The following is a 23,310-nucleotide window of genomic DNA, read 5'->3' on the forward strand; positions in this document are numbered from 1 at the left end:
ACGCGGCACGGCGCGCCTGCTTTTGAAGTAAGGGAGGGAGCATGTCCACCGACAAGGCCCTGGCCCATTTCGATGCGCAGAAGAACAGCTACCTCGAAGATTTGAAGCAGTTGGTCCGCATTCCCAGTGTGTCTTTCGACGGATTCGATCCGGCCCACGTGCGCGCGAGCGCGGAAGCGACAGCGGGACTGTTGAAGTCGCGTGGCTTCGAAAACGTGCAGCTCCTGGAGATCGAAGGCGCGCATCCGTATGTCTATGGGGAGATTTTGAAGGCCCCCGGCAAACCCACGCTGCTGCTGTATGCGCACCATGACGTACAGCCGGCGGGAGACGAGGCGGCCTGGAAGAGCCCGCCGTTCGAGCCGCAGGTGCGGGACGGCCGGCTGTATGGCCGGGGTTCGGCGGACGACAAGGCGGGCATCGTGGTGCACACGTCCGCGGTGGACGCGTGGCTGAAGGGCGCGGGCGAGCTGCCCCTCAACGTGAAGGTCGTCATCGAGGGCGAGGAAGAGGTGGGCAGCGAACACCTCGGGACGTTCCTGCAGAAGCACAAGGCGCTGCTGAAGGCGGACGCCATCGTGCTCACGGACACGACGAACTTCGAGACGGGGCTGCCGTCCATCACCACCGCGCTGCGGGGACTGGTGACGGTGGACGTGGAGGTGCGCGCGCTGCGGCAGGCGGTGCACTCGGGCATGTGGGGCGGGCCGGTGCCGGACCCCGTGATGGCGCTGTGCCGGATGCTCGCGACGCTGACGAACCCGGACGGGAGCATCGCCATCGAGGGCATCTACGAGCAGGTGCGTCCGCTGAGCGAGGCCGAGCGCCAGAGCATCCAGTCGCTGCCGGGCGACGCGGAGTACTTCAAGAAGCAGGTGGGCATGGTGCCGGGGGCGGAGCTGCTCGGCGGACGCCACCCGTGGGAGATGAACTGGCGGCAGCCCGCGCTGGCCATCAACGCCATCCAGGCCAGCAGCCGCAAGGACGCGCGCAACATCCTCTGCGACGTGGCCTGGGCCCGCGTGGGCATCCGCGTCGTGCCGGACATGGATGCCCAGGACGTACAGCGGCGGCTGGTGGAGCACCTGAAGAAGGTGGTGCCCTGGGGACTGGAGCTTCACATCAAGCAGGACCCGCCCGCCGGCCCGTGGTTCACGGATGTTTCGCACCCCGCCTTCCAGGCGGCGTTCCGCGCGCTGCGCAAGGGCTACGGCACGGAGCCGGTGGCCATTGGATGCGGTGCGTCGATTCCGTTCGTGGAGCCCTTCGCCAAGGAGCTGGGCGGCGTGCCCGCGCTGCTCATCGGCGTGGAGGACCCGTACACGAACGCGCACTCGGAGAACGAGAGCCTGCACCTGGGTGACTACGAGAAGGCGGTGCGCAGCGCCATCCACCTGTACGAGGAGCTGGCGAAGGACTTGAAGTAGGGCCCTGGTGGCTCGGGCCCTCTTCCAGGGGGAACCCGGGGTTCAGCTACCCTCACCCTTTCCCTCTCCCGGGGGGAGAGGGGAGGGGGGCGCCGGGGGGACTCCCTGGCCCGCGTAGGCCACCACCTTCACCTCCGAGGTGTCGTTCAGCCCGAGCCCGTCTCCCTTCGCCTCCGTGTTCGTCACCGAGATGACGTCTCCCCGGTGCAGCTTGAAGAAGCGCTCGTTCTTCTCCGTGCGGTGCTTCTCCTGCATCGCCAGCCCCACCCGGCCCTCGGGCCCGCAGCCGATGAAGCGCTGCCGACCCTTGCCCTCGAGCGACTCGGACACGATGCGGAACAGCCGCTCCGGCCTCGGCTCCGGCCAGCCCTCCCCCTTCGGCGCCAGCATCAGGTAGCTCATCTTCAGCGACTCCTTGTGCAGCCCCGCCGCCCGGGCGATCTCCTCCACAACCTTGGGCATCGGCCAGTCGCGCTCCGCGTGGCACCAGTCGCTCTCCTTCACCAGCGCCGGGCACGCCCCCCGGTACATGCACGGCGCGCGGATGGCGTAGCCCTTCTCCACCATCGCGTCCCGCACCTTCAGCAGCAGCCGCGACGTCTCACGCAGCGCCGGCTCCAGCACCAGCAGGCTCCCGCCCGGCTTCACCTGCGCCAGCGCCTGCTCCAGCAGTGCCGCGCGCGGCTTCACCGCCTCGTCCCCCGAGCCGTACAGCTCGTTGAGGACATGGCCCATGGTGATGAGGTCGTACTTGCCCTCCGGAGGGGCCGCCTTGCGCGTGGGGTCCCACTCCCGGGTGGCCAATGCCTCGCCCGCTTCCGCGGCGAGCGCCCGGGCGAGCGTCAACGCGGGCTTGCTCCGGTCCGCCGCCGTCACCTCCGCGGCCCCGGCGTCCAGCGCGGCGAAGGCCATGGGGCCCGGTCCGCTCCCCAGGTCCAACACGGCGCGAGGCCGGTGGGGCAACTCCCCGAGCGCCTCGCGGGCCTGGGCATAGGACACCGGCCAGTAGAAGAGCAGGTAGGCGCCCAGCAGCCTGGGGTCGTCCATGTACCGGGCCCCGGCCAGCTTCCGGTCGCGCGTCAGCCCGAGCGAGAGCTGCTTCACCCCGGCTCCCACCTCCTTCACCTCCTGGGGCGTCAGGCGCGTCTCCGGCCCGTCCCCCCGGTTCCGGGCCTCGCGCCAGACGGCGATGAGCCGCGGTATCCACCGCTCCAGGTCCTTGCCGTAAGCGCCACTCATCCAACCCTGCCTTCCAACGAGGGGTCGCCTCTTGCGGGCAACCGCGTTAAATCCCGTCTCAATGATTTCCGTCCGAGACCTGCGCAAGCACTATCAGGTCCACAAGCGTCCGCCCGGTCTCAAGGCCGCTCTCCGCTCCGTCATCCACCGGACCTACACCTCCGTGAAGGCGGTGGATGGCATCTCCTTCGAGATAAAGCCCGGCGAGCGCGTGGGCTTCCTCGGTCCCAACGGGGCCGGGAAGACCACCACCCTCAAGGTGCTCTCCGGGCTGCTCCACCCCTCCAGCGGCGAGGTGCGGGTGGACGGTCATGTGCCCCGCTTCCGCGAGGATGCGTTCCTCAAGAAGATCATGCTGGTGATGGGGCAGAAGCAGCAGCTCCTCTGGGACCTGCCGCCCGCCGAGACGTTCGAGCTCAATCGCGCCATCTACGACGTCCCCCGCGCCCAATTCAAGCAGACGCTGGACGAGCTGGTGACGTTGTTGGAGCTGGAAGAGCTCATCAGCAAGCCGACACGGCAGCTCTCGCTGGGCGAGCGCATGAAGTGCGAGCTGGCCGCGGCCCTCATCCACCGCCCGAAGGTGCTCTTCCTGGACGAGCCCACCATCGGCCTGGACGTGTCCATGCAGGCCACCATGCGGACCTTCATCAAGTCCTACAACGAGCGCAACGGGGCCACGCTCATCCTCACCAGCCACTACATGGATGACGTGGCGGCGCTGTGCCCGCGCGTCATCGTCATCGACAAGGGCCTGCTGTCGTACGACGGCGGCCTGGACGCGCTGGTGCAGCGGGTGCGCCCCGAGAAGCGCGTGGTGCTGCGCCTCAACCAGGCGGTGGCCGCCGACAGCCTGGCCCTGCTGGGCAAGGTGGTGACGCACGACAACGTCACGGCGGTGCTGCAGGTGCCGCAGGACGCCGTCAACGCCACCGTCAGCCGGGCGCTCTCCAGCCTGCCGGTGCAGGACCTGACGGTGGAGAACGCACCCCTGGAGGAGGTCATGAGCGAGCTGTTCGCCGAGACCAAGGCCCGCCGGGGCTCGGTGGGCACATGAGCGTGGGGAGCACACTGCGGGCCCTGCCCACGCTGCTGCGGGTGGGCCTCTCCGAGGCGGTGGCCTACCGGGCGGAGATGTTCGTCTGGGTGCTGTCCACCACCATGCCGCTCATCATGATGGCGCTGTGGACGGCGGTGGCCCGCGAGGCGCCCGTGGGCCAGTACGGCTCGGAGGACTTCGTGCGCTACTTCCTCGCGGCCTTCGTGGTGCGCCAGCTCACGGGCGCCTGGGCCGCCTGGATGATCAACTACGAGGTCCGCCAGGGCACGCTGGCCATGCGCCTGTTGCGCCCCATCTCGCCGCTGTGGGGCTACGCGGCGGAGAACCTCGGGGCCATGCCCATGCGGCTGTTCGTGGTGGTGCCGGTGGCGAGCTTCGCCGTGTACACGGTGGGCTGGCAGGCGGTGCCCCAGACGGCGTGGGGCTGGGCCTTCCTCCTCGTCTCCATCTTCGGTGGGTGGCTCATCACCTTCCTGGTCAACGTGGCCATCGGCACGCTGAGCCTCTACATGGAGAGCAGCACCAAGCTGATGGACGTGTGGCTGGCGCTCTTCTTCGTGTGCTCCGGCTACCTCTACCCGGTGGAGCTCTTCCCGCCCGGGTTGCGGACGGTCATCGACTGGCTGCCCTTCCGCTACCAGATCGGCCTGCCGGTGGAGCTGATGACGAACAAATACGCCTTCGGCGAAGCGCTGGTGCTGCTGGGGCGCCAGTGGTTGTGGGTGGGGTTGATGCTGGTCATCAGCCTGGGACTCTGGAAGCGGGGCCTGAAGCGCTTCGCGGCCTTTGGAGGGTGAGGCAGATGCTGCGGCGCTACCTGGGTCTGCTCGGAGTGCAGCTACGGGCCTCGAGCCTGCTGGCCATGCAGTACCGGGGGGACTTCGTCATCGAGGGCATCATCTCCCTCTTCTGGACGGCCACCGCGCTGGCGCCCCTCTTCGTCGTCTACCGCGACCGGCAATCCATCGCCGGGTGGAGCTTCGGCGAGGCGCTGCTGGTCATCGGCTGGTTCACCCTGCTGCAGGGGATTCTCGAGGGGGCCATCAACCCGAGTCTCACCGGCGTGGTGGAGCACATCCGCAAGGGGACGCTGGACTTCGTGCTGCTCAAACCGGCGGACGCGCAGTTCCTGGTGTCCACCGCGCGCTTCCTGCCGTGGCGCTCCATCAACGTGCTGGCGGGCCTCGGGCTGTTCGCCTACGGCTTCCGCCTCATTGGCCGCCTTCCCTCACCCGTGGGCGTGCTGGCCTCGCTGGTGCTGCTGGCCACCAGCGTGCTGCTGCTCTACTCGCTGTGGATATTGACGGTGGCCGCGGCCTTCTACGTGGTGAAGGTGGACAACCTCACGTACTTCTTCACGTCCATCTTCGATGCGGCGCGCTGGCCCGCATCGGTGTTCCGCGGCGTGCTGGCCTTCGTCTTCACCTTCGTGATTCCGCTGGCGGTGATGACGACCTTCCCCGCGCAGGCCATGCTGGGGCGGCTGCCGTGGACGTCGCTGCTCTGGGCCGTGGTGGGCTCCCTCCTCTTCGCCTTCCTGTCGCGGAGGGTGTGGCTGCACTCCATCGGCCACTACACCTCCGCGAGCAGCTAGGCGAAGCGCGTCAGAAGGAGACGCCCGCCTCGACCAAGCCGAGCTGCCAGGACACGCCCGTCCCTGGCAGATCCGTGCCCACGCCCACGCCGAGCTCCAGCAGCGACACCTGCGTGCCCTGGTGGCTGAAGCGCAGCGGCGCGATGCTCACCCCGAGCGCCAGGGCCGGGCCCGCCGGGGTGGGGTGCTGGGGCGTGAGGAAGACGAGCCGGTCTCCCACCAACGTGGAGAGGTTGAGGAGCACCGCGGGCGTGTACGTGCCCCGCCGCTGGAGCCCCGCGCCGAGCCGCAGCCCGGCCACGTTCTTGACGCCCATCAGGTAGCTGACGTCCGCCTGGAGGAAGAAGCGCTCGTCGAACGTGGCGCGCAGCCCCACGCCTCCACCGATGCCCCCGGCGGTCTGCGCGTCGGAGAGGTACAGCATGGCTCCGGCGCGGCTGTAGACGGTGAGTGGGTGCTCGGCGGCCGCCGGTGTGGCGAGCAGCAGCAGCAGGAGACCCAGGGAACGCGGGGCGGACACCTTCATTGCGGACCTCCCGCCCAGAAGGCGAGCGCGGCGGCGGACACCTGCACGGCACGCCGGAAGGAGACGGGATCCAACGTCTCCACGGTGTCCGTCTTCTGGTGGTAGTGGGGGTTGCGGAAGTTGGCGGTGTCGGTGAGGAAGAGCGCGTCGCGGCCCGTGAGCCAGAAGGGCGTGTGGTCGCTGCGCATCAGGTTGCCGCCCACCGGCGAGGCCCCATCGGCGGGCGCGAGGATGGGGACGACCTTCGTGAGCTGGAGGGCGTCGTTGAGCGCGTAGAGGCTCGGAGGCCCTGCGGCTCGAGACGTCGTTGCCGATGGCCGCGAGGAAGTCCCCGGACGTCGGCGAGGGCAGGCCGGGAATCGACCGCTGCGAGCCCGGCTCCGAGCTGTAGAAGCCGATGCAGTCGAAGACCACCGAGGCCACGATCTCATCCGGCCCGAGCGCCTCCTCCACGTACCGGCTGCTGCCGACCAGCCCGAGCTCCTCGAGGTCGAACCCCACGAAGCGGATGGTGCGCTCGAAGCGGTACTGGGAGAGGACGCGCGCGAGCCTCCAGCACCGCGGCCACCCCGGTGCTGTTGTCATCGGCCCCACCATAGAAGGCGTCGAAGTGGGCGCCCACCAGGACGATCTCCCAGGGCCGCGTGGTGCCGGGAAGCTCGGCGATGATGTTGGAGGTGGTGAAGGGGCTGCCGCTGGCGGAGTCGTGCCGCTGCACCCGCAGGCCGAGCGACTCCAGCCGTGACTGCATCAACGCCCCGGACTTATCCCGCGTGAGGTGGCAGAGCGCGTCACGCACCACCTCGTCCGGGATGTGCTCGAACTCCGAGCAGTAGACGGGCGTGTCCTCCTGGTGCGCGGTGACCAGCTCCTGGACGAGGCCCATCAACCGCTCCTGCTCCACCTTCCCGGAGATCTCCTTCAGGCGGTCCATCCGGGCGCCTTCGAGCAGGGACTTCTCGGAGCAGGAGGTGCCGAGCAGTGCCAGGCAGAGCAGCAGCGCGGGAGAGTTGCGGAGGCTCATAGCGACACTCCGAGCCGCAGCAGGCCGAGGTGGATCCGGAGGGCCGTGCCGGGCGAGGACAGGGAGGTACCGAGGGACAGCTCCAACGCGCTCACCGAGAGCCAGTTGAAGTGGAAGCGCAGGGGCGCCGCATGGAAGGCCGCGTAGGCGGGGCCGAGCCGTGCATCCTCCATCTCGAACAGCTCGTCCGCCGGCAGCGGGAGATCAATGAGCTTGCCGAAGCCACTCAGCCCGAGCTCGGGGCCCACGGCCACCTCCCAGACGCCCACCTTCGCGGTGAGCTGCACCTGGACGAAGCCCTCCAGCGGAAGGTTGCTCGCGGCGGCGGGCAGGCCCGTGCGCAACCCTCCGCCAATGCGCAGCGAGCGCCAGGGCGTCTCCTGTCCCACGGGCCGGTGATAGGCGGCCTCGAGGACGGTGAAGCCGGAGGAGGGCCGCCGGAAGGAGGTGTAGTTGAGGGAACCCACCCCCAGGGAGAGCTGGTGATTCGCCGATTGAGCGAGGGCGGGTGTTGCCAGCAGCATCGCGGCCGGCAGGAGGGCGCGGAGGAAGGGGAGGCGCATGGGGGAGCAGGGCACTCTAGCCGCTCAACCGGTGGCCGTCACCCGAGCCCGCGCGCTCTCCAGGAATCGCTCGACGGTGGTGACGTTCGCCTCGGGAGATTCCGCCTCGCGGAAGCGTGTCTTCATTTCCTCGAGGGCCTGGGCCCGCGCGGGGTGGTGGCCCACCACCTCGTCCAGCAGCGCGAGCAGCCCGTCCACGTCCAGCCGCGCGGGGTGGCCCTTCACGCCGAGCCCGTGGTGCACCACCATCCGGGCCACGTCGGGTTGATCATGCTGCATCGGCAGCGCCACCATGGGCACGCCGAAGTAGATGCACTCCTTCACGCTGTTGAAGCCGGCGTGGGTGACCATCGCCGCCGCCTTGCGCAGCAGTTGGAGCTGGGGCGCGTGCCGCACGGCGATCACATTGGGGGCGAGCTCCTCGAAGCGCGCCGGCTCGAGCGCCGTCCCCACCGCGAGGACGAACCGCCAGTCCGGCCGCCGTGCCGCCGCCTCGGCCGCCACGCGCAACAACCGGGGCATCAGCCGCGAGGTATAGGCCATGGTGCCCAGCGAGACGTAGACGAGCGGCCGGCCCTCCTCGAGCCGCTCCCAGGGAAAGGCCGGCTCCCGCCGCTCCAGGTCGATGGAGGGCCCGAGGTGATGCACCCGCGCCCGCGCCTCGGGCGTGCGGGGCGTGCCGAACGCTTCCGGAAAGAGCACCAGGTCCGGCAGGCGTGGCAGGTAGAAGGGGGGAAAGAGCACCGCGTCCCGTGGACAGCCGTGCTTTCTCGCCAGTTGGGAATGGTACCACTGGAATCGCGGCGCGAGACCAAGCTGGCCCAGCAAGCGCTCGAGTCCCTTCAGCACGGCGATGACCGGCTTCCCGGGCCGGGCGGCCTCATCGGTTCCCGGCAGGGTGTGCAGCAGGTGCCGCGGAACCGTGGTGTTCAACCGAACCGTGCTCACCCCATGGCCATGACACACCAGGGGCAGGTCCGGCACCCGCTCGTCGCACAGGACCAGCTCTGGGCGCACCGCGTCCAACATCCGGTCGTACTCGCCCGCGAGCCCCGCCTGGAACATGGCCTCGCGCCGCCGCAGGAACTCGAGCCCGACGCGCAGCAGCGACAGTCCCCGTAGGGTAGGGAGCCGCGCGGACAACTCCGCGAGCGTTCCCTTCGGGTAGATGGAGCCAAAGACGGGCACGAAGTCAAAGCCTTCTGCTCGCACGGTGTCTTCCACCTCCGGCAGGGAGCTGTAGACGATCCGGTGCCCCCGCGCCCGGAGCGTCTTGGCCAGCTTCAACGTCGGGTTGACGTGGCCCGCGAGCGGCATCGGGGCGAAGAGGAGAGTGGCCATGCGGGCTCCGGGGGGCACATTGCTGGGGAATCGAGCCGCATGTTAAGTCGACGACTTCGCCGCGAACACCCCTCTGGCTACTTTGACTGGATTCCCCATGGGAACACTTCGGGATCTGTCCGCCTCGTCGTCCGTGTCCACGCTGCTCGAACTGGTGGGGCACAGAGCTTCAGCGGAGGGTGAACAGCGGCTCTACACCTTCCTGGATGACGCCGGAGGCGAAGAGGGCGCGCTCTCTTATGAGGAACTGGGGCGGCGCGCACGGCGCATCGCCACGGCGCTCCAGGGATTGAGCCCCGGCGATCGCGTGGTGCTGCTCTACCCTCCCGGGTTGGAGTACGTGGCGGGTTTCTTCGGCTGCCTCCACGCGGGGCTGGTCGCGGTACCGGCCTACCCGCCGGATCCCTCGCGCCTGGAGCGCACGCTGCCGCGCCTGCTGGCCATCATCCGCGACGCGCGGGCGACGGCGGTGCTCACCACCTCTTTCATCCTGGGGATGGGCGAGTTCCTGTTCGAGCAGGCGCCGGACTTGAAGTCGCTGCGGTGGGTGGCCACCGACGAGCTGCCCGTGGGCCTGGAGGCGGACTGGCGCGAGCCGGACGTGGGCCCGGACTCGCTGGCCTTCCTACAGTACACCTCCGGCTCCACCGGCACGCCCAAGGGCGTGATGCTCAGCCACCGCAACCTGCTGCACAACCTGGAGCTCATCACCCACGCCTTCCGCGCGCACCGCGAAAGCGTGGGCGTCATCTGGCTGCCCCCGTACCATGACATGGGGCTCATCGGCGGTGTGCTGGAGCCGCTCTTCGTGGGCTTCCCCGTGGTGTTGATGTCGCCGATGACGTTCCTCAAGCGGCCTCAGCGCTGGCTGGAGGCCGTCTCCCGCTACCGGGCGACCATCAGCGGCGGTCCCAACTTCGCCTTCGAGCTGTGCACGCGGCGCATCCCCGAGGCGGAGCGGCAGGCCCTGGACCTGTCGAGCTGGGAAGTGGCCTTCTGTGGCGCCGAGCCCATTCGCTCCGAGACGCTGGACCGGTTCGTGTCCGCCTTTGGCGCCTGCGGCTTCCGCCGCCAGTCCTTCTATTCCTGCTACGGGCTCGCGGAGGGAACGCTCATCGTCACGGGCAGTGAGCGGGGCCAGGAGCCCGTGCTGCGCACCGTGGAGGAAGCGGCGCTGCAGCGCGCCCGGGTGGAGCAGGTCCCCGCGGACCGGACGGGCGGGCGCGTGGTGGTGGGCTGTGGAAGGACCCTGCCGGATCAGCGGGTGCTCATCGTCCACCCGGAGACGCGCACCCGGTGCGCCGGGAACGAGGTGGGGGAGATCTGGGTGTCCGGCCCCAGTGTCGCGCTCGGGTACTGGCAGCGGCCGGAGGAGACGGAGCGCTCCTTCCAGGCGCGGCTGGCCGATGGCGGGACGGAGATGTTCCTGCGCACGGGCGACCTGGGCTTCATGCTGGACGGGGAGCTGTTCGTCGCCGGCCGTCGCAAGGACCTCATCATCCTGCGCGGCCGCAACCTCTATCCGCAGGACCTGGAGCTGACGGTGGAGCAGTGCCACCCGGCGATGCGGCCCGGGTGCGGCGCGGCCTTCTCCGTGGAGGTGGGCGGCGAGGAGCGGCTCGTTGTCGTGCAGGAGCTCGATCCGCGTCAGCCCGCGGACCCCGCCCAGGTGCTGGGGGCCATGCGCCAGGCGCTCAGCGAGGGGCACGAGGTGCAGCCCCACGCGCTGGTGCTCCTCGAGCCCGGCAGCATTCCCAAGACGTCCAGCGGGAAGATCCAGCGTCACGCGTGCAAGGCCGGTTTCCTCGAGGGGGAGCTGCGCACGGTGCTGGCGTGGCGGGAGACGGACGCCGCCGTGGAGCCGGAGCCCGAGGCCAGCGCGCCCGTGCCGGAGGAGCGGCTGGACACGCCCGAGGCGCTCGAGTCCTGGCTGCGCGCCCGGCTCGCCGCGCGGCTGCGGGTGCCCGCCGCGCAGGTGGACGGCGCCGAGCCCATCACCCGGCTCGGCCTGGACTCGATGGCCGCGGTGGAGCTGACGCACGACATCGAGAAGACCCTGGGCCTGGTGCTGCCCATGGAGGCCCTGCTGCAGGGGCCCTCGCTCTTCGAGCTGTCGCGCCGGTTGTGGGCGCAGCGGGGAGGCGCCTCCGTCGGGGTTCGGCTCCAGCGGCGCACGTGGCAGGGCGCGCCCCCGCTGTCCTTCGCGCAGCAGCGCCTGTGGTTCCTCGACCAGCTCGAGCCGGGCAGCCCCGCCTACAACATCCCCGCCGCGGTGTGGCTGGAAGGCGCGCTGGACACCGAGGCGCTGGAGCGCTGCTTCCGCGAGGTGGTGCGGCGCCACGAGTCGCTGAGGACCTTCTTCCCGCAGCACGAGGGCACGCCCTCCCAGCACATCCTGCCCGAGCTGGCGCTCTCCGTGGCGCGGGTGGACCTGGAGCCGCTGCCGGAGGCCGGGCGCGAGGCGGAGGCGCTGCGCCGGGCCCGGGAGGAGGCACGTCAGCCCTTCGCGTTGGCCTCGGGGCCGCTGCTCCGGGTGACGCTGGTGCGGCTGGACGCGAACCGCCACCTGCTGGTGACGGTGATGCACCACATCGTCTCCGACGGCTGGTCCATGGGCGTGCTCATCCGCGAGGTGGCGGCGCTCTACGCGGCCTTCCGTGAGGGCCGGGCGTCGCCGCTGGCGCCGCTGCCGGTGCAGTACTCCGATTATGCGGGCTGGCAGCGCGAGGCCCTGGGCGGCGAGGTGCTGGAGGCGCAGCTCTCCTGGTGGCGCCAGCAGTTGCACGGCGTGCCCCAGGCGCTGGAGCTGCCCACGGACAGGGTGCGTCCGGCCGTGTTGGACACCCGCGGCGCCGCGCTGCCCGTGCGCCTGCCGCCGGAGCTGTCCGCCGCGCTCAAGACGCTCGCCCATCGCGAGGGCGTCACGCCCTTCATGGTGCTGCTGGCCGCCTTCCAGGTGGTGCTCTCCCGGTACTCCGGGCAGGAGGACTTCTGCGTCGGCACCCCCATCGCCGGACGTGGCCGTGCCGAACTCGAGGGGCTGGTCGGCTTCTTCGTCAACACCCTGGTGCTGCGCGCCCGGCTCGCCGGAGATCCCTCCTTCCGTGAGCTGCTCGTCCGGGCTCGCGAGGAGGCCCTCGGCGCCTATGCCCACCAGGACGTCCCGTTCGAGCGTCTGGTGGAGATGCTCCAGCCGGGACGCGACCTGGGGCGCTCGCCGCTCTTCCAGGTGATGCTCGTGCTCCAGCAGGACACGCTGCCGGAGCTGAAGCTCTCCGGCCTGGCCCTGCGCCCGCAGGACGTGGACAGCGGCACGGCCAAGTTCGAGCTGACGCTCAGCCTCACGGACACCGCGGAAGGCTTCGCCGGGATGCTGCAGTACAACGTGGAACTCTTCGACGCCGCCACCGTGGAGCGGCTCGCCGGACACCTGCGCACGTTGCTGGAGGGCGCGCTCGCCCGGCCGGAGCTGCGGCTCTCGGAGCTGCCGCTGCTGCCCGAGGCCGAGCGGCACCAGTTGCTGGCGGAGTGGCGCGGGACGCGCGAGACGTTCGGTGAGTCCGCGTGCCTGCACACGATGTTCGAAGCCTGGGCCGCGCGCACGCCGGATGCCGTCGCCGTGGTGGCGGGCGAGCATGCGTTGACGTACCGGGAGCTGAACGCGCGTGCCAACCAGCTCGCCCGGCACCTGCGTGCCCTCGGCGTGGGCCCGGACCAGCGCGTGGGCCTGGGGCTCGAACGCTCCGTGGATGCCCTGGTGGGTCTGCTCGGCATCCTCAAGGCCGGTGGCGCCTACGTGCCGCTGGATGACACCTTCCCGGATGAGCGTCTGCGCTCCATCCTCGAGGACGCTGGCGCCCGTGTCCTCGTGACGGCGGCGCCGTTGGCCGGCCGCTTCGCCGGGTTCCCGGGCACGCTCGTCCGGCTCGACTCCGAGCGCGAGGTTCTCGCGGGCCTGGACGCGGTGGATCTTCCGTGCGCCGCCTCTCCCGAGAACCTCGTCTACGCCATCTTCACCTCCGGCTCCACCGGCCGGCCCAAGGGCGTGGCCATCGAGCACCGGCAGCTCGTCCACTACGTGCGCGCCGTCATCCGGCGCCTGGAGCTGCCCGAGGGCGCCCGCTTCGCCTCCGTCTCCACGCTCGCCGCGGACCTCGGCCACACCTCGCTCTTTCCCTCGCTCTGCCTGGGCGGCACCCTCCTGCTCGTCTCGCGCGAGCACGCTTCGGACCCCTCCGCGCTCGCTGGCTGGTTCGAGCGCCACGCGGTGGACTGCCTGAAGATCGTCCCCTCGCACCTGGGGGCGCTGCTGGCCTCGGACGCCGCCGCGCGCGTGCTGCCGCGCCAGCGCCTCATCCTGGGCGGAGAGTCCACGGATCCCGCGCTCATCGCCCGCGTGCGCGAGCTGGCGCCGGACTGCGAAATCCACAACCACTACGGCCCCACCGAGACCACGGTGGGCGTGCTCACCTGCCACCTCACGCGCGGCCGCACCTTCGAGTCCGTGCCCCTGGGCCGCCCCCTCACGAACGTCGAGGTGTATGTGCTCGACGCGCGGATGCGGCCGGTGCCCGTGGGCGTTCCCGGTGAGCTGTACATCGGCGGCGCCAGCGTGGCCCGCGGCTACCTCGGCCGGCCGGACCTGACCGCCGAGCGCTTCATCCCCTCGCCCTTCGGGAGCGAGCCGGGTGGACGGCTCTACCGCACCGGCGACCGCGTGCGCTGGTTGCCCGAGGGCGTGCTCGAGTTCCTGGGCCGCTTCGACGATCAGCTCAAGATTCGCGGCTTCCGCATCGAGCCCGGTGAGGTGGAGGCCACGCTGGCGCACCACCCCGCGGTGCGCGAGGCGGTGGTGCTGGCGCGCGGTTCCACCTCCGGCGACCGGCGGCTGGTGGCGTACGCGGTGCCGCGGGCGGGTGTCTCTCTGCTGCCCGGGGCGCTGCGCTCCTTCCTGGAGGAGAAGCTGCCGGCGTACATGGTGCCCTCGGCCTTCGTGGTGCTGGAGGCGCTGCCGCTCACGCCCAACGGCAAGGTGGACCGCGCCGCGCTGCCGGTGCCCGCCGCGAGCCAGGAGGTGGCCCGGAGCTACGTCGCCCCGCGCACCCCCGCCGAGGAAGTGCTGGCGGGACTCTGGGCCCAGGTGCTGGGCGTGGAGCGGGTGGGCGTGCATGACGACTTCTTCGCGCTGGGTGGCCATTCGCTGCTTGCCACCCGCGCCATCTCGCGCATCCGCTCCGCCTTCCGTCTGGAGGTGCCGCTGCGTGAGCTGTTCGAGGCCCCCACGGTGGCGGCGCTCGTACAGCGGCTGGAGGCACTGGCCAGGGCAGGAGCCGAGTGGCGCAGGCCGCCGGTGCTGCCCGAGCCTCGCACCGCCCCGCTGCCCCTGTCCTTCGCCCAGCAGCGGCTGTGGTTCCTGGATCAGCTCCAGCCGGGCAGCGCCTTCTACAACGTCCCGGCGATGGTGCGGATGGAGGGCCACCTGGACGCGGAGGTGCTGGAGCGCGGCCTTCGCGAGGTGATCCGCCGTCACGAGGTGCTGCGGAGCACCTTCCACGCGAGCCCGGAGGGGCCCGTGCAGGTGGTCGCTCCGGCGCCGGAGCAGGTGCTCGCCCGGGTGGATCTCCGCGAGGTGCCCGCCGGGGCCCGTGAGGACGAGGTGCGCCGCCTGGCGCTCGCGGAGGCGACGCGGCCCTTCGACCTGGGCCGGGGCCCGCTCGTGCGCTGCACGCTGCTGCGGCTGGAGGACTCGGTGCACGTGGTGCTGCTGACGCTGCACCACATCGTCTCCGATGGCTGGTCCATGGGCCTGCTCATCCGCGAGGTGGGCGCGCTCTATGGCGCCTTCCTCGCCGGCCAGCCCTCTCCGCTGCCGGAGCTGCCCGTGCAGTACGCCGACCATGCCGTGTGGCAGCGGCGCTGGCTGCGCGGCGAGGTGATGGAGACGCAGCTCTCCTGGTGGAAGCAGCAGCTTGAAGGGGCTCCGGCGGTGCTGGAGCTGCCCTCGGACAGGCCTCGCCCGGCGGTGCAGACCTTCCAGGGCGCGCTGCTGAGCACGCAGTTCTCCCCCCAGTTGGCCGGGGAGATCCGCCAGCTCGCCGAGCGCGAGGGCTGCACCCCCTTCATGGTGCTGATGGCCGCCTTCCAGGCGCTGCTGTTCCGCTACACCGGCCAGACGGACGTGCTGGTGGGCACGGACATCGCCAACCGCCACCACGCGGAGACGGAGGGCCTCATCGGCTTCTTCGTCAACCAGTTGGTGCTGCGCGGGCGGCCCTCCGGCGCGCTCTCCTTCCGCGAGCTGCTCGCCCAGGTGCGTGAGACGTCGCTCGGCGCCTACGCCCACCAGGACCTCCCTTTCGAGGAGCTGGTGAAGGCCGTCAACCCGGAGCGCAGCCTGGCCCACTCGCCGCTCTTCCAGGTGAAGCTCATCCTGCAGAACGCGCGGGACGTGGCGCTGGAGCTGCCCGGGCTGACACTGCGCAGCGAGGGCAAGGATTCCGGCGCGGCGAAGTTCGACCTGACGGTGGTGTTCACCGACTCCTCCGACGGGCTGAGCTGCGTGTGCGAGTACAGCACGGACCTGTTCGACGAGGGGACCGTGGCGCGTCTGCAGGGACACCTGCGCACGGTGCTGGAGGGTGCGGTGGCGGCGCCGGAGCAGCGGCTGTCGGTGCTCCCCCTGCTGACGGCCGAGGAGCGGCGGCAGGTGCTGGTGGAGTGGAACGGGAATCGTGGAGAGGTGGCTCCTCCGGGCCTGTGCGCCCATGAGATCTTCGCGGCCCAGGCGGCGCGCACGCCGGACGCCGTGGCGATCTCCTTCGCGGAGCGTCAGCTCACGTATGCGCAGCTCGACCGGCGCGCCAACCAGGTTGCCCGGCACCTGCGGACGCTGGGCGTGGGGCCGGACATGGTCGTCGGCCTGTGCGTGGAGCGCTCGCCGGAGCTGGTGGTGGGCCTGCTCGGCATCCTCAAGGCGGGCGCGGCCTGGCTCCCGCTGGACTCCAGCCTCCCCGCCGAGCGCCTGTCGATGATGATGGGCGACGCGGCCGTGCCGGTGCTGGTGACGCAGGAGCTCCTGGCCGATGAGCTGCCCTCGCTCGGCGAGCTGCTCGTGTGCCTGGACTCGGACGCGGCGGCCTTCGACGCTCAGCCCGAGACGCCTCCCGGGACGGGCGTGGTTCCCGACAGCCTCGCCTACGTCATCTATACCTCCGGCTCGACGGGCCGGCCCAAGGGCGTCCTGCTCACCCACCACGGATTGAGCAACATGGCCCTGATGCTGGCCCGCGCGCGTGGCGTGGGGCCCGGCAGCCGGGTGTTGCAGCTCGCCTCGCCCAGCTTCGACGTGTTCGTGAGCGAGGTGTTCTCCGCGCTCCTGACGGGCGCCCGCCTGTGCATGGCGGACCGCGAGGCGCTCCGGCCGGGGCCTGGGCTGCTGACGCTCCTCGAGGAGCTGGCCATCACCACGGTGGGTCTGCCGCCGTCGTTGATGGCGCAGTTGGACTCGAGCGGGCTGCCCGCGCTGACGACGCTCTTCACCGGAGGCGACGTGTGCGCGCCCGAGGTGGCGCGGCGGTGGAGCGCCGGACGCCGGTTCCTCATCGAGTACGGCCCCACCGAGACGACCATCTGCGCCACCCTCAATGAGGAGGCGGGCCCGGAGCGGCTGGGCATCGGCCGTCCGATGCAGGGCGTGCAGGCGTACCTCCTGGACGAGGCCCTGCAGCCGGTGCCGGTGGGCGTGCCCGGAGAGGTGTACCTCGGGGGCGTGGGCGTGGGCCGTGGCTACCTGGGCCGCCCGGACCTGACGGCGGAGCGCTTCATGCCGGTGCCCTTCGGTGGAGAGTCCGGGGCGCGCATGTACCGCACGGGAGACCTGGCGCGGTGGCGGGCGGATGGCGAGCTGGTGTTCGTGGGCCGCGTGGACCAGCAGGTGAAGGTGCGCGGCTTCCGCATCGAGCTGGGTGAGGTGGAGGGGGCGCTGAGCGAGCACCCCGGGGTGCGCGAGGCGGTGGTGATGGCGCGCGAGGACGTGCCGGGCCACAAGCGCCTGGTGGCGTACCTGGTGGCGCACGAGGGCGAGGCGCTGGAGCCCGAGGCGCTGCGCGACTTCCTCAAGAGCAAGCTGCCCGACTACATGGTGCCCGCGCTCTTCGTGGAGCTGGAGTCGCTGCCGCTCACGCCGAACAAGAAGGTGGACCGCAAGGCGCTGCCGGTGCCGGAGGTGGCGCAGGTGGGCCGCAAGGGCCAGTTCGCCGAGCCCGGGACGTCCAAGGAGAAGCGGCTCGCGGCCATCTGGGCGCAGGTGCTGGGCGTGGCGCAGGTGGGCCTGCACGACAACTTCTTCGAGCTGGGTGGAGACTCCATCGTCAGCCTGCAGATCATCAGCCGGGCGCGGCAGGCGGGGCTGGTGCTGTCGGCGCGGCAGATCTTCGAGTGCCAGACGCTGGCGGAGCTGGCGGCGGCGGCGGAGGAAGCAGGGGAGGGCGCGCGGGCCGCCGGGGAGCAGGGGCCCGTGGTGGGCGAGGTGCCGCTGACGCCGGTGCAGCGGTGGTTCTTCGCGCAGGAGCTGCCCCAGCCGCACCACTACAACCAGGCCGTGCTGCTGGAGGTGAGGCAGGCGCTGGAGGTGCCGCTGCTGAAGGGCGCGCTGGCGGCGCTGTGGGCGCACCACGACGCGCTGCGCTCGCGCTTCACCCGGGTGGACGGACGGTGGGAGCAGCACTTCGTGGCGCCGGAGCCGGTGTCCGTGCTGCGGCGGGTGGACCTGTCGGGCGAGCCGGAGGAGCGGCACACGGCGGTGTTGCAAGAAGTGGCGGCGGAGCTGCACGGTGGCTTCGATCTCGCCACGGGGCCGCTGGTGAAGGCCGCGCTCCTGGAGCGTGGGCAGGGCAGGACGGGCTGGCTGCTGCTGGTGGTCCACCACCTGGTGATGGATGGGGTGTCCTGGCGGGTACTGCTGGAAGATCTGGAAGTGGCGTACCGGCAGCTCGCCGAGGGCACGCAGGTGGCGTTGCCGCCGAAGACGGCCTCCTACAAGCAGTGGGCGGAGCGGCTGGCCGCCTTCGCGAATTCGCCCGAGCTGGAGCGGGAGGCGGGGTACTGGAAGGCCCAGGCCGCGAAGCAGGTGGCGGCGCTGCCGGTGGACGGAGCGGGCGGCCCCAACACGCGGGCCTCCGCGCGCCGCGTGTCGGTGATGCTGGACACGGAGGAGACGCAGGCCCTGCTGCAGGCGGTGCCCACGGCGTGGCGGGCGCGCATCGACGAGGTGCTGCTCGGGGCGCTGTCCCTGGCGCTGGCGCGGTGGACGGGCGAGCGGCGGCTCCGGGTGGAACTGGAGGGCCATGGCCGCGAGGCGCCCTTCGACGGCGTGGACGTGTCCCGGACGGTGGGCTGGTTCACCGCCGGCTACCCCGTGGTGATGGAGCTGCCCGCGCGGCTCAGCCCGGGTGACGCCGTGCGGGCGGTCCGTGACTCCCTGCGCTCGGTGCCCCACCGGGGGCTCGGCTACGGGCTGTTGCGCTACCTGCGCGACGACGAGACGGCCGCGACGCTGCGCGCCGGACAACCCGCGCAGGTGGCCTTCAACTACCTGGGCCAGTTCGACGCGACGGCCGCGGCTTCCTCCCTCTTCGGTTCCTCTCCCGAGTCGAGCGGCCCGGCGCAGGGCGAGGGCGGTGCGCGCACCCACCTGTTGGAGGTGGGCGGCATCGTGCTGGGCGGGCGGCTGAAGCTGGACTGGACGTACAGCGAGAATCTCCACTCCCGCGCCTCCCTCGAGGCGCTGGCGAACGAGTGTGTCTCGGTGCTGCGGGCGCTCATCGCCCGGGCGGACCCGGCGGACCTGCTGCGCTACACCCCGGCGGACTTCCCCCTGGCCGGGTTGGAGCAGGCGGCGCTCGAGCGGGTGCTGCCGTCCGGCTCGTCCCTGGAGGACCTGTACCCCCTGTCTCCGCTGCAGGAGGGCATGCTCTTCCACTCGACCTACTCGCCGCGCTCGGGTGAGTACTTCGAGCAGGTCACCTGCACCTTCCACGTCCCGATGGATGTCGCGGCCTTCCGGCGTGCGTGGCGCGAGGCGGTGACCCGCCATGGGATTCTGCGCACGGGCTTCCTCTCGGAGGGGCTCGAGCAGCCGCTGCAGGCGGTCCACGCCACGGTGGAGCTGCCGTGGCAGGAGCTGGACTGGAGCACGGTGCCCTCCGAGGAGCAGGCGACGCGGTTGGAGGCGCTGCTCGCCGAGGACCGGGCCCGGGGCTTCGACCTCTCCCGTCCGCCGCTAATGCGGCTGACGCTCATCCGGCTGGATGCGCGGGTGCACCGGCTCGTGTGGAGCTTCCACCACCTGCTGCTGGATGGGTGGAGCGTGGGCCTGCTGCTGAAGGAGATCTTCGCCTTCTACGGGGCCTTCCGGCAGGGACGGACGCCGCAACCGCCGCGTGGCCCGGCGTACCGGGAGTACATCGCGTGGCTGCGGAAGCAGGACGTGGAGGGCACCGAGCGCTACTGGCGCGAGGCGCTGGCGGGCTTCTCCGCCTCGACGCCGCTGCCGTCCGACAAGGGTGCCGGACGCGCCGAGGCCTCTGGCACCCGGACGCTCCACCTGGAACTCTCCGAGCAGGAGACGGCGGCGCTGCAGGAGTTCGCACGCGGCAACCAGCTCACGCTCAGCACGCTGGTACAGGGCGCGTGGGCGCTGCTGCTCGGGCGCTACGCGGGCCAGGAGGATGTCCTCTTCGGCGCCACCGTCTCCGGCCGTCCGCCGGAGCTCGCGGGCTCCGATGCCATGGTGGGTCTGCTCATCAACTCGCTGCCGGTGCGCGTGCGGCTGCCCTCCGGTGAGGGCGTGGCGCAGTGGCTGCGCGGGCTCCAGGCACGGCTGGCCGGGTTGCGCCAGCACGAGTCCAGTCCGCTGGTGCGCGTCCAGGGCTGGAGCGACGTGCCTCGGGGACTGCCGCTCTTCGAGAGCCTGGTGGCCTTCGAGAACTACCCGCTGGATGCCTCGGTGTGGGAGGGCGTGGAAGACCTGGGCGTGCGCGACTACCTGGCCGTGGAGCGGACCAACTTCCCGCTCACCCTCGTCGTCACCCCGGGGAAATCGCTGCTGCTGAAGCTCACGTACGTGCAGGCGCGCTTCGAAGCGGCGGCCGTGGGGCAGGTGCTGGAGCATCTGCGCACGCTGATGGGGAGCCTCGCCGCCCGGCCGGAGGCGCCGCTGGCCGCGGTGCCGATGCTGAAGGCGGAGGAGCGGAACCGGCTGCTGGTGGAGTGGAACGCCACCCGGACGGAGTACCCGAGGCACGCCTCCATCCACGAGCTGTTCGAGGAGCAGGTGGCGCGCCGGCCCGAGTCGGTCGCGGTGGAGTACGAAGGGCAGCGGCTGACGTACGCGGAGCTGAACCGCCGCGCCAACCAGGTTGCCCGGCACCTGCGGCGGCTGGGCGTGGTGGAGGGCTCGCGGGTGGGCCTGTGCGCGGGACGCTCGCTGGAGATGGTGGTGGCGACGCTCGGCATCCTCAAGGCGGGCGGCGCGTACGTGCCGCTCGACCCCGGGTACCCGTCCGAGCGCCTGGCCTTCATGTTGGAGGACACGGCGCTGGCGGTGCTGCTGGTGCAGCCGGAGCTGCTGTCGAAGCTGCCTCCGTCGAGCGCGAAGGTGGTGGAGCTGGAGCCCTCGTGGGCGGCGTTCGCGCAGGAGAGCGGCGAGAGCCTGGGCGAGCGCGTGTCGCCCGCGTCGCTGGCGTACATCATGTACACGTCGGGCTCGACGGGCCGTCCCAAGGGCGTGTGCGTCCCGCACCGCGCGGTGGTGCGGCTGGTGAAGGGCTCGAGCTTCGTGGAGATGAGCGAGCGGGAGGTGTACCTCCAGTTCGCGCCCATCTCGTTCGACGCGGCCACCCTGGAGCTGTGGGGCGCGCTGCTGAACGGGGCGAAGCTGGTGGTGTTCCCGGCGGGGACGCCGTCCCTGGAGGAGCTGGGCCGGGCCCTGGTCGCGCACCAGGTGTCGACGCTGTGGCTCTCCGCGGCGCTGTTCGAGCAGATGATGGTGTCGCAGCCCGAGGCGCTGGCGGGCGTGAAGCAGGTGCTGGCCGGTGGTGACGTGCTGTCTCCGACGCGCGTGAAGCAGCGGCTGGAGGCCGGGGGCGTGCTCGTCAACGGGTACGGCCCGACGGAGAACACCACCTTCACCTGCTGCTACCGGATGACGGAGCCCGGGCAGGTGGGAGCCACGGTGTCCATCGGCCGGCCCATCGCCAACACGTGGGTGTACGTGCTGGACGAGCGGATGCAGCCGGTGCCGGTGGGCGTGCCCGGAGAGCTGTACGCGGGAGGCGACGGCCTGGCCCTGGGCTACCTCAACCGGCCCGAGCTGACGGCGGAGAAGTTCGTGCCCGATCCGTTCAGCCAGGAGCCGGGTGCCCGGCTGTACCGGACGGGCGACCTGGTGCGGTACCTGCCGGACGGGAGGATCGAGTTCCTCGGACGGCGGGACACGCAGGTGAAGGTGCGTGGCTTCCGCATCGAGCTGGGGGAGGTCGAAGAGGCACTGGCGAAGTACCCCGGCGTGGAGCAGGTGGTGGCCGTGGTCCGGGAGGACGCGCCCGGCGACAAGCGGCTGGTGGCCTACGTGGTGCCCAGGTCCCCCACTTCCCCCATTTCCCCTCTCCCTCCGGGAGAGGGACGGGGTGAGGGTGTGGAGGACCCCGGGTTGAACCTCGCGCAGCTCCGCGGCTTCGTGAAGGAGCTGCTGCCGGAGTACATGGTGCCCTCGGCCTTCGTGACGCTGGAGGCCCTGCCGCTGTCGCCCAACGGCAAGGTGGACCGCAAGGCACTGCCGGCTCCGCAGTCCGTGGCCGGTCAGGAGTCCTCCGGCTTCGATGCGCCGCGCACGCCGCAGGAGGAGCTGCTGGCGGGCGTATGGGCGCAGGTGCTGGGCGTGAAGCGGGTGGGCGTGCACGACAGCTTCTTCGAGCTGGGCGGCCACTCGCTGCTGGCCACGCAGGTCGTCTCCCGCATCCGCGGCACCTTCCAGGTGGAAATCCCACTGCGGGACGTCTTCGAGGCGCCCACGGTGGCCGAGCTGGCGAAGCGGGTGGACGCGGCGCTCCAGCGTGGGCAGGGCTCACGGCTGCCGCCCCTGCAGGCCGTTACACGCGAGGGCGAGCTGCCGCTGTCCTTCGCGCAGCAGCGGCTGTGGTTCCTCTCCCGGCTGGAGCCCCAGAAGCTCCGCCTACAACGTCCTGGCGGCCCTCCATCTGGAGGGGGCCGTCGACGTGGCCGCGTTGGAGCACGGACTGGCCGGGCTCGTGCGGCGTCATGAGTCCCTGCGCACGACGTTCTCCTCCAACGAGGGCCGTCCGCTCCAGGTCATCGCGCCCTCGTGGCAGGTGGCGGTGGAGCAGGTGGACCTGAGCGACCTGCCGGAGGCCGAGCGTCTGCCCGAGGCCCGGCGCCGGGTGAGCGAGGCGGGCGAGCGGCCCTTCGATCTGGAGCACGGTCCGCTGCTGCGCGCCCTGCTGGTGCGGCTGGGTGAGCGGGAGCATGTGCTGCTGCTGTCGATGCACCACGTCGTCTCCGACGGCTGGTCCATGGGTGTGCTGGTGCGGGAGATGGCGGCGCTCTACGGCGAGGCCACCACCGGCGTCCAGGCGACGCTGGCGCCGTTGCCCGTGCAGTACGCGGATTACGCGGCCTGGCAGCGGGACTGGCTGCGGGGCGAGTCGCTGGAGATGCAGCTCGCATACTGGCGGCAGCAGCTCGGCGGGGCTCCGCGCGCGCTGGAGCTGCCGACGGATCGTCCCCGGCAGCGGGTGCAGACGTCGCGAGGCGCCCACCTGCCGGTGCGGCTGGGCCGGGAGCTGACGGGGGCGCTGGAGGCACTCTGCCGGCGCGAGGGCGTGACACCCTTCATGGCCCTGCTGGCGGCCCTCCAGGTGCTGCTCTCGCGCTACTCGGGGCAGGAGGATGTCTGCGTGGGCTCGCCCGTGGCGGGCCGTGGCCGGGTGGAGACGGAGGGCCTCATCGGCTTCTTCGTCAACACGCTGGTGCTGCGCACGAAGCTGGCGGGCAACCCCACCTTCCGCGAGCTGCTCGGCCGCGTGCGAGAGAGCACGCTCGGAGCCTACGCGCACCAGGACGTCCCCTTCGAGAAGCTGGTGGAGGCGCTGCAGCCGGAGCGGGACCTGAGCCGCACGCCGCTCTTCCAGGTGATGCTCGCCCTGCAGAACGCGCCCCTGCCGGAGCTGTCGCTGCCGGGGCTCACCCTGCGCCCGCTCGAGCTGGAGCGGAAGTCCTCCAAGTTCGACCTCGCGTTCTCCTTCTCCGAGCAGGAGGGCGAGCTGCGCGGAACGGTGGAGTACAACTCCGACCTGTTCGACAGCGGGACCGTGTCGCGCATGTTCGAGCACCTGCACACGCTCCTGGTGGGCGCGGTGCGCGAGCCCGAGCGGCGCCTCGCGGAGCTTCTCCCTGCTCTCCGAGGCGGAGCAGCGCCAGGTGCTCGTGGAGTGGAACGACACCCACCGCGAGCCCCCGT

Annotated in this window: 10 protein-coding genes and 3 pseudogenes; 6 read left to right on the forward strand and 7 right to left on the reverse strand. The window is 71.2% G+C overall.

The window, feature by feature from the left end:
• Positions 1-41 precede the first annotated feature (41 nt).
• A complete protein-coding gene (locus tag ACN28I_RS39055) occupies positions 42-1,427 on the forward strand; it encodes a M20/M25/M40 family metallo-hydrolase (protein ID WP_420946970.1) in 1,386 nt (461 codons plus the stop codon).
• Between the two features lie 42 nt (positions 1,428-1,469).
• On the opposite strand, the gene ACN28I_RS39060 is transcribed toward ACN28I_RS39055, so the two are convergent.
• Entirely contained in the window at positions 1,470-2,666 is a 1,197-nt protein-coding gene (locus ACN28I_RS39060) for a small ribosomal subunit Rsm22 family protein (protein ID WP_420946971.1), read from the reverse strand.
• A gap of 61 nt (positions 2,667-2,727) precedes the next feature.
• Here ACN28I_RS39060 and ACN28I_RS39065 point away from each other — a divergent pair, with 61 nt between their 5' ends.
• The 3 genes from ACN28I_RS39065 to ACN28I_RS39075 are packed head-to-tail and all read left to right on the forward strand — an operon-like array spanning position 2,728 to position 5,320.
• Positions 2,728-3,723, forward strand: a complete 996-nt coding sequence (locus ACN28I_RS39065) for an ABC transporter ATP-binding protein (RefSeq protein WP_420946972.1) — start codon at positions 2,728-2,730, stop codon at positions 3,721-3,723.
• A complete protein-coding gene (locus ACN28I_RS39070; protein WP_420946973.1) occupies positions 3,720-4,523 on the forward strand; it encodes an ABC transporter permease in 804 nt (267 codons plus the stop codon). The genes ACN28I_RS39065 and ACN28I_RS39070 overlap by 4 nt, the downstream gene beginning before the upstream one ends.
• A gap of 5 nt (positions 4,524-4,528) precedes the next feature.
• Positions 4,529-5,320: an ABC transporter permease gene (locus tag ACN28I_RS39075; RefSeq protein WP_420946974.1), complete on the forward strand. Its 792-nt coding sequence runs from the start codon at positions 4,529-4,531 to the stop codon at positions 5,318-5,320.
• Between the two features lie 10 nt (positions 5,321-5,330).
• Here the strand turns inward: ACN28I_RS39075 and ACN28I_RS39080 are convergent, their stop codons facing one another.
• The 6 genes and pseudogenes from ACN28I_RS39080 to ACN28I_RS39105 all read right to left on the reverse strand — a co-directional run bounded on the left by ACN28I_RS39080 (position 5,331) and on the right by ACN28I_RS39105 (position 8,774).
• The gene (locus ACN28I_RS39080; RefSeq protein WP_420948914.1) at positions 5,331-5,846 is read right to left on the reverse strand and encodes a hypothetical protein; all 516 of its coding nucleotides are present in this window, start codon (positions 5,844-5,846) and stop codon (positions 5,331-5,333) included.
• Complete coding sequence (locus ACN28I_RS39085; protein ID WP_420948800.1) at positions 5,843-6,034, reverse strand: M28 family peptidase; 192 nt, start codon at positions 6,032-6,034, stop codon at positions 5,843-5,845. Before ACN28I_RS39085 ends, ACN28I_RS39080 begins: the two co-directional genes overlap by 4 nt.
• A gap of 241 nt (positions 6,035-6,275) precedes the next feature.
• Positions 6,276-6,443: pseudogene (locus ACN28I_RS39090) on the reverse strand (M28 family peptidase); the annotation flags it as partial.
• Positions 6,406-6,870: pseudogene (locus ACN28I_RS39095) on the reverse strand (M28 family peptidase); the annotation flags it as partial. The pseudogenes ACN28I_RS39090 and ACN28I_RS39095, both read right to left, overlap by 38 nt.
• A complete protein-coding gene (locus ACN28I_RS39100) occupies positions 6,867-7,433 on the reverse strand; it encodes a hypothetical protein (RefSeq protein WP_420946975.1) in 567 nt (188 codons plus the stop codon). The pseudogene ACN28I_RS39095 and the gene ACN28I_RS39100, both read right to left, overlap by 4 nt.
• 24 nt (positions 7,434-7,457) lie before the next feature.
• The gene (locus ACN28I_RS39105; protein WP_420946976.1) at positions 7,458-8,774 is read right to left on the reverse strand and encodes a glycosyltransferase; all 1,317 of its coding nucleotides are present in this window, start codon (positions 8,772-8,774) and stop codon (positions 7,458-7,460) included.
• 97 nt (positions 8,775-8,871) lie between these two features.
• Here ACN28I_RS39105 and ACN28I_RS39110 point away from each other — a divergent pair, with 97 nt between their 5' ends.
• Positions 8,872-22,095: an amino acid adenylation domain-containing protein gene (locus ACN28I_RS39110; protein WP_420946977.1), complete on the forward strand. Its 13,224-nt coding sequence runs from the start codon at positions 8,872-8,874 to the stop codon at positions 22,093-22,095.
• Positions 22,049-23,179: pseudogene (locus ACN28I_RS39115) on the forward strand (condensation domain-containing protein); the annotation flags it as partial. The gene ACN28I_RS39110 and the pseudogene ACN28I_RS39115, both read left to right, overlap by 47 nt.
• Positions 23,180-23,310: the final 131 nt, after the last annotated feature.

The sequence above is a fragment of the Archangium gephyra genome (assembly GCF_049060025.1).
In the GTDB taxonomy this organism is placed as follows: domain Bacteria; phylum Myxococcota; class Myxococcia; order Myxococcales; family Myxococcaceae; genus Archangium; species Archangium gephyra_A.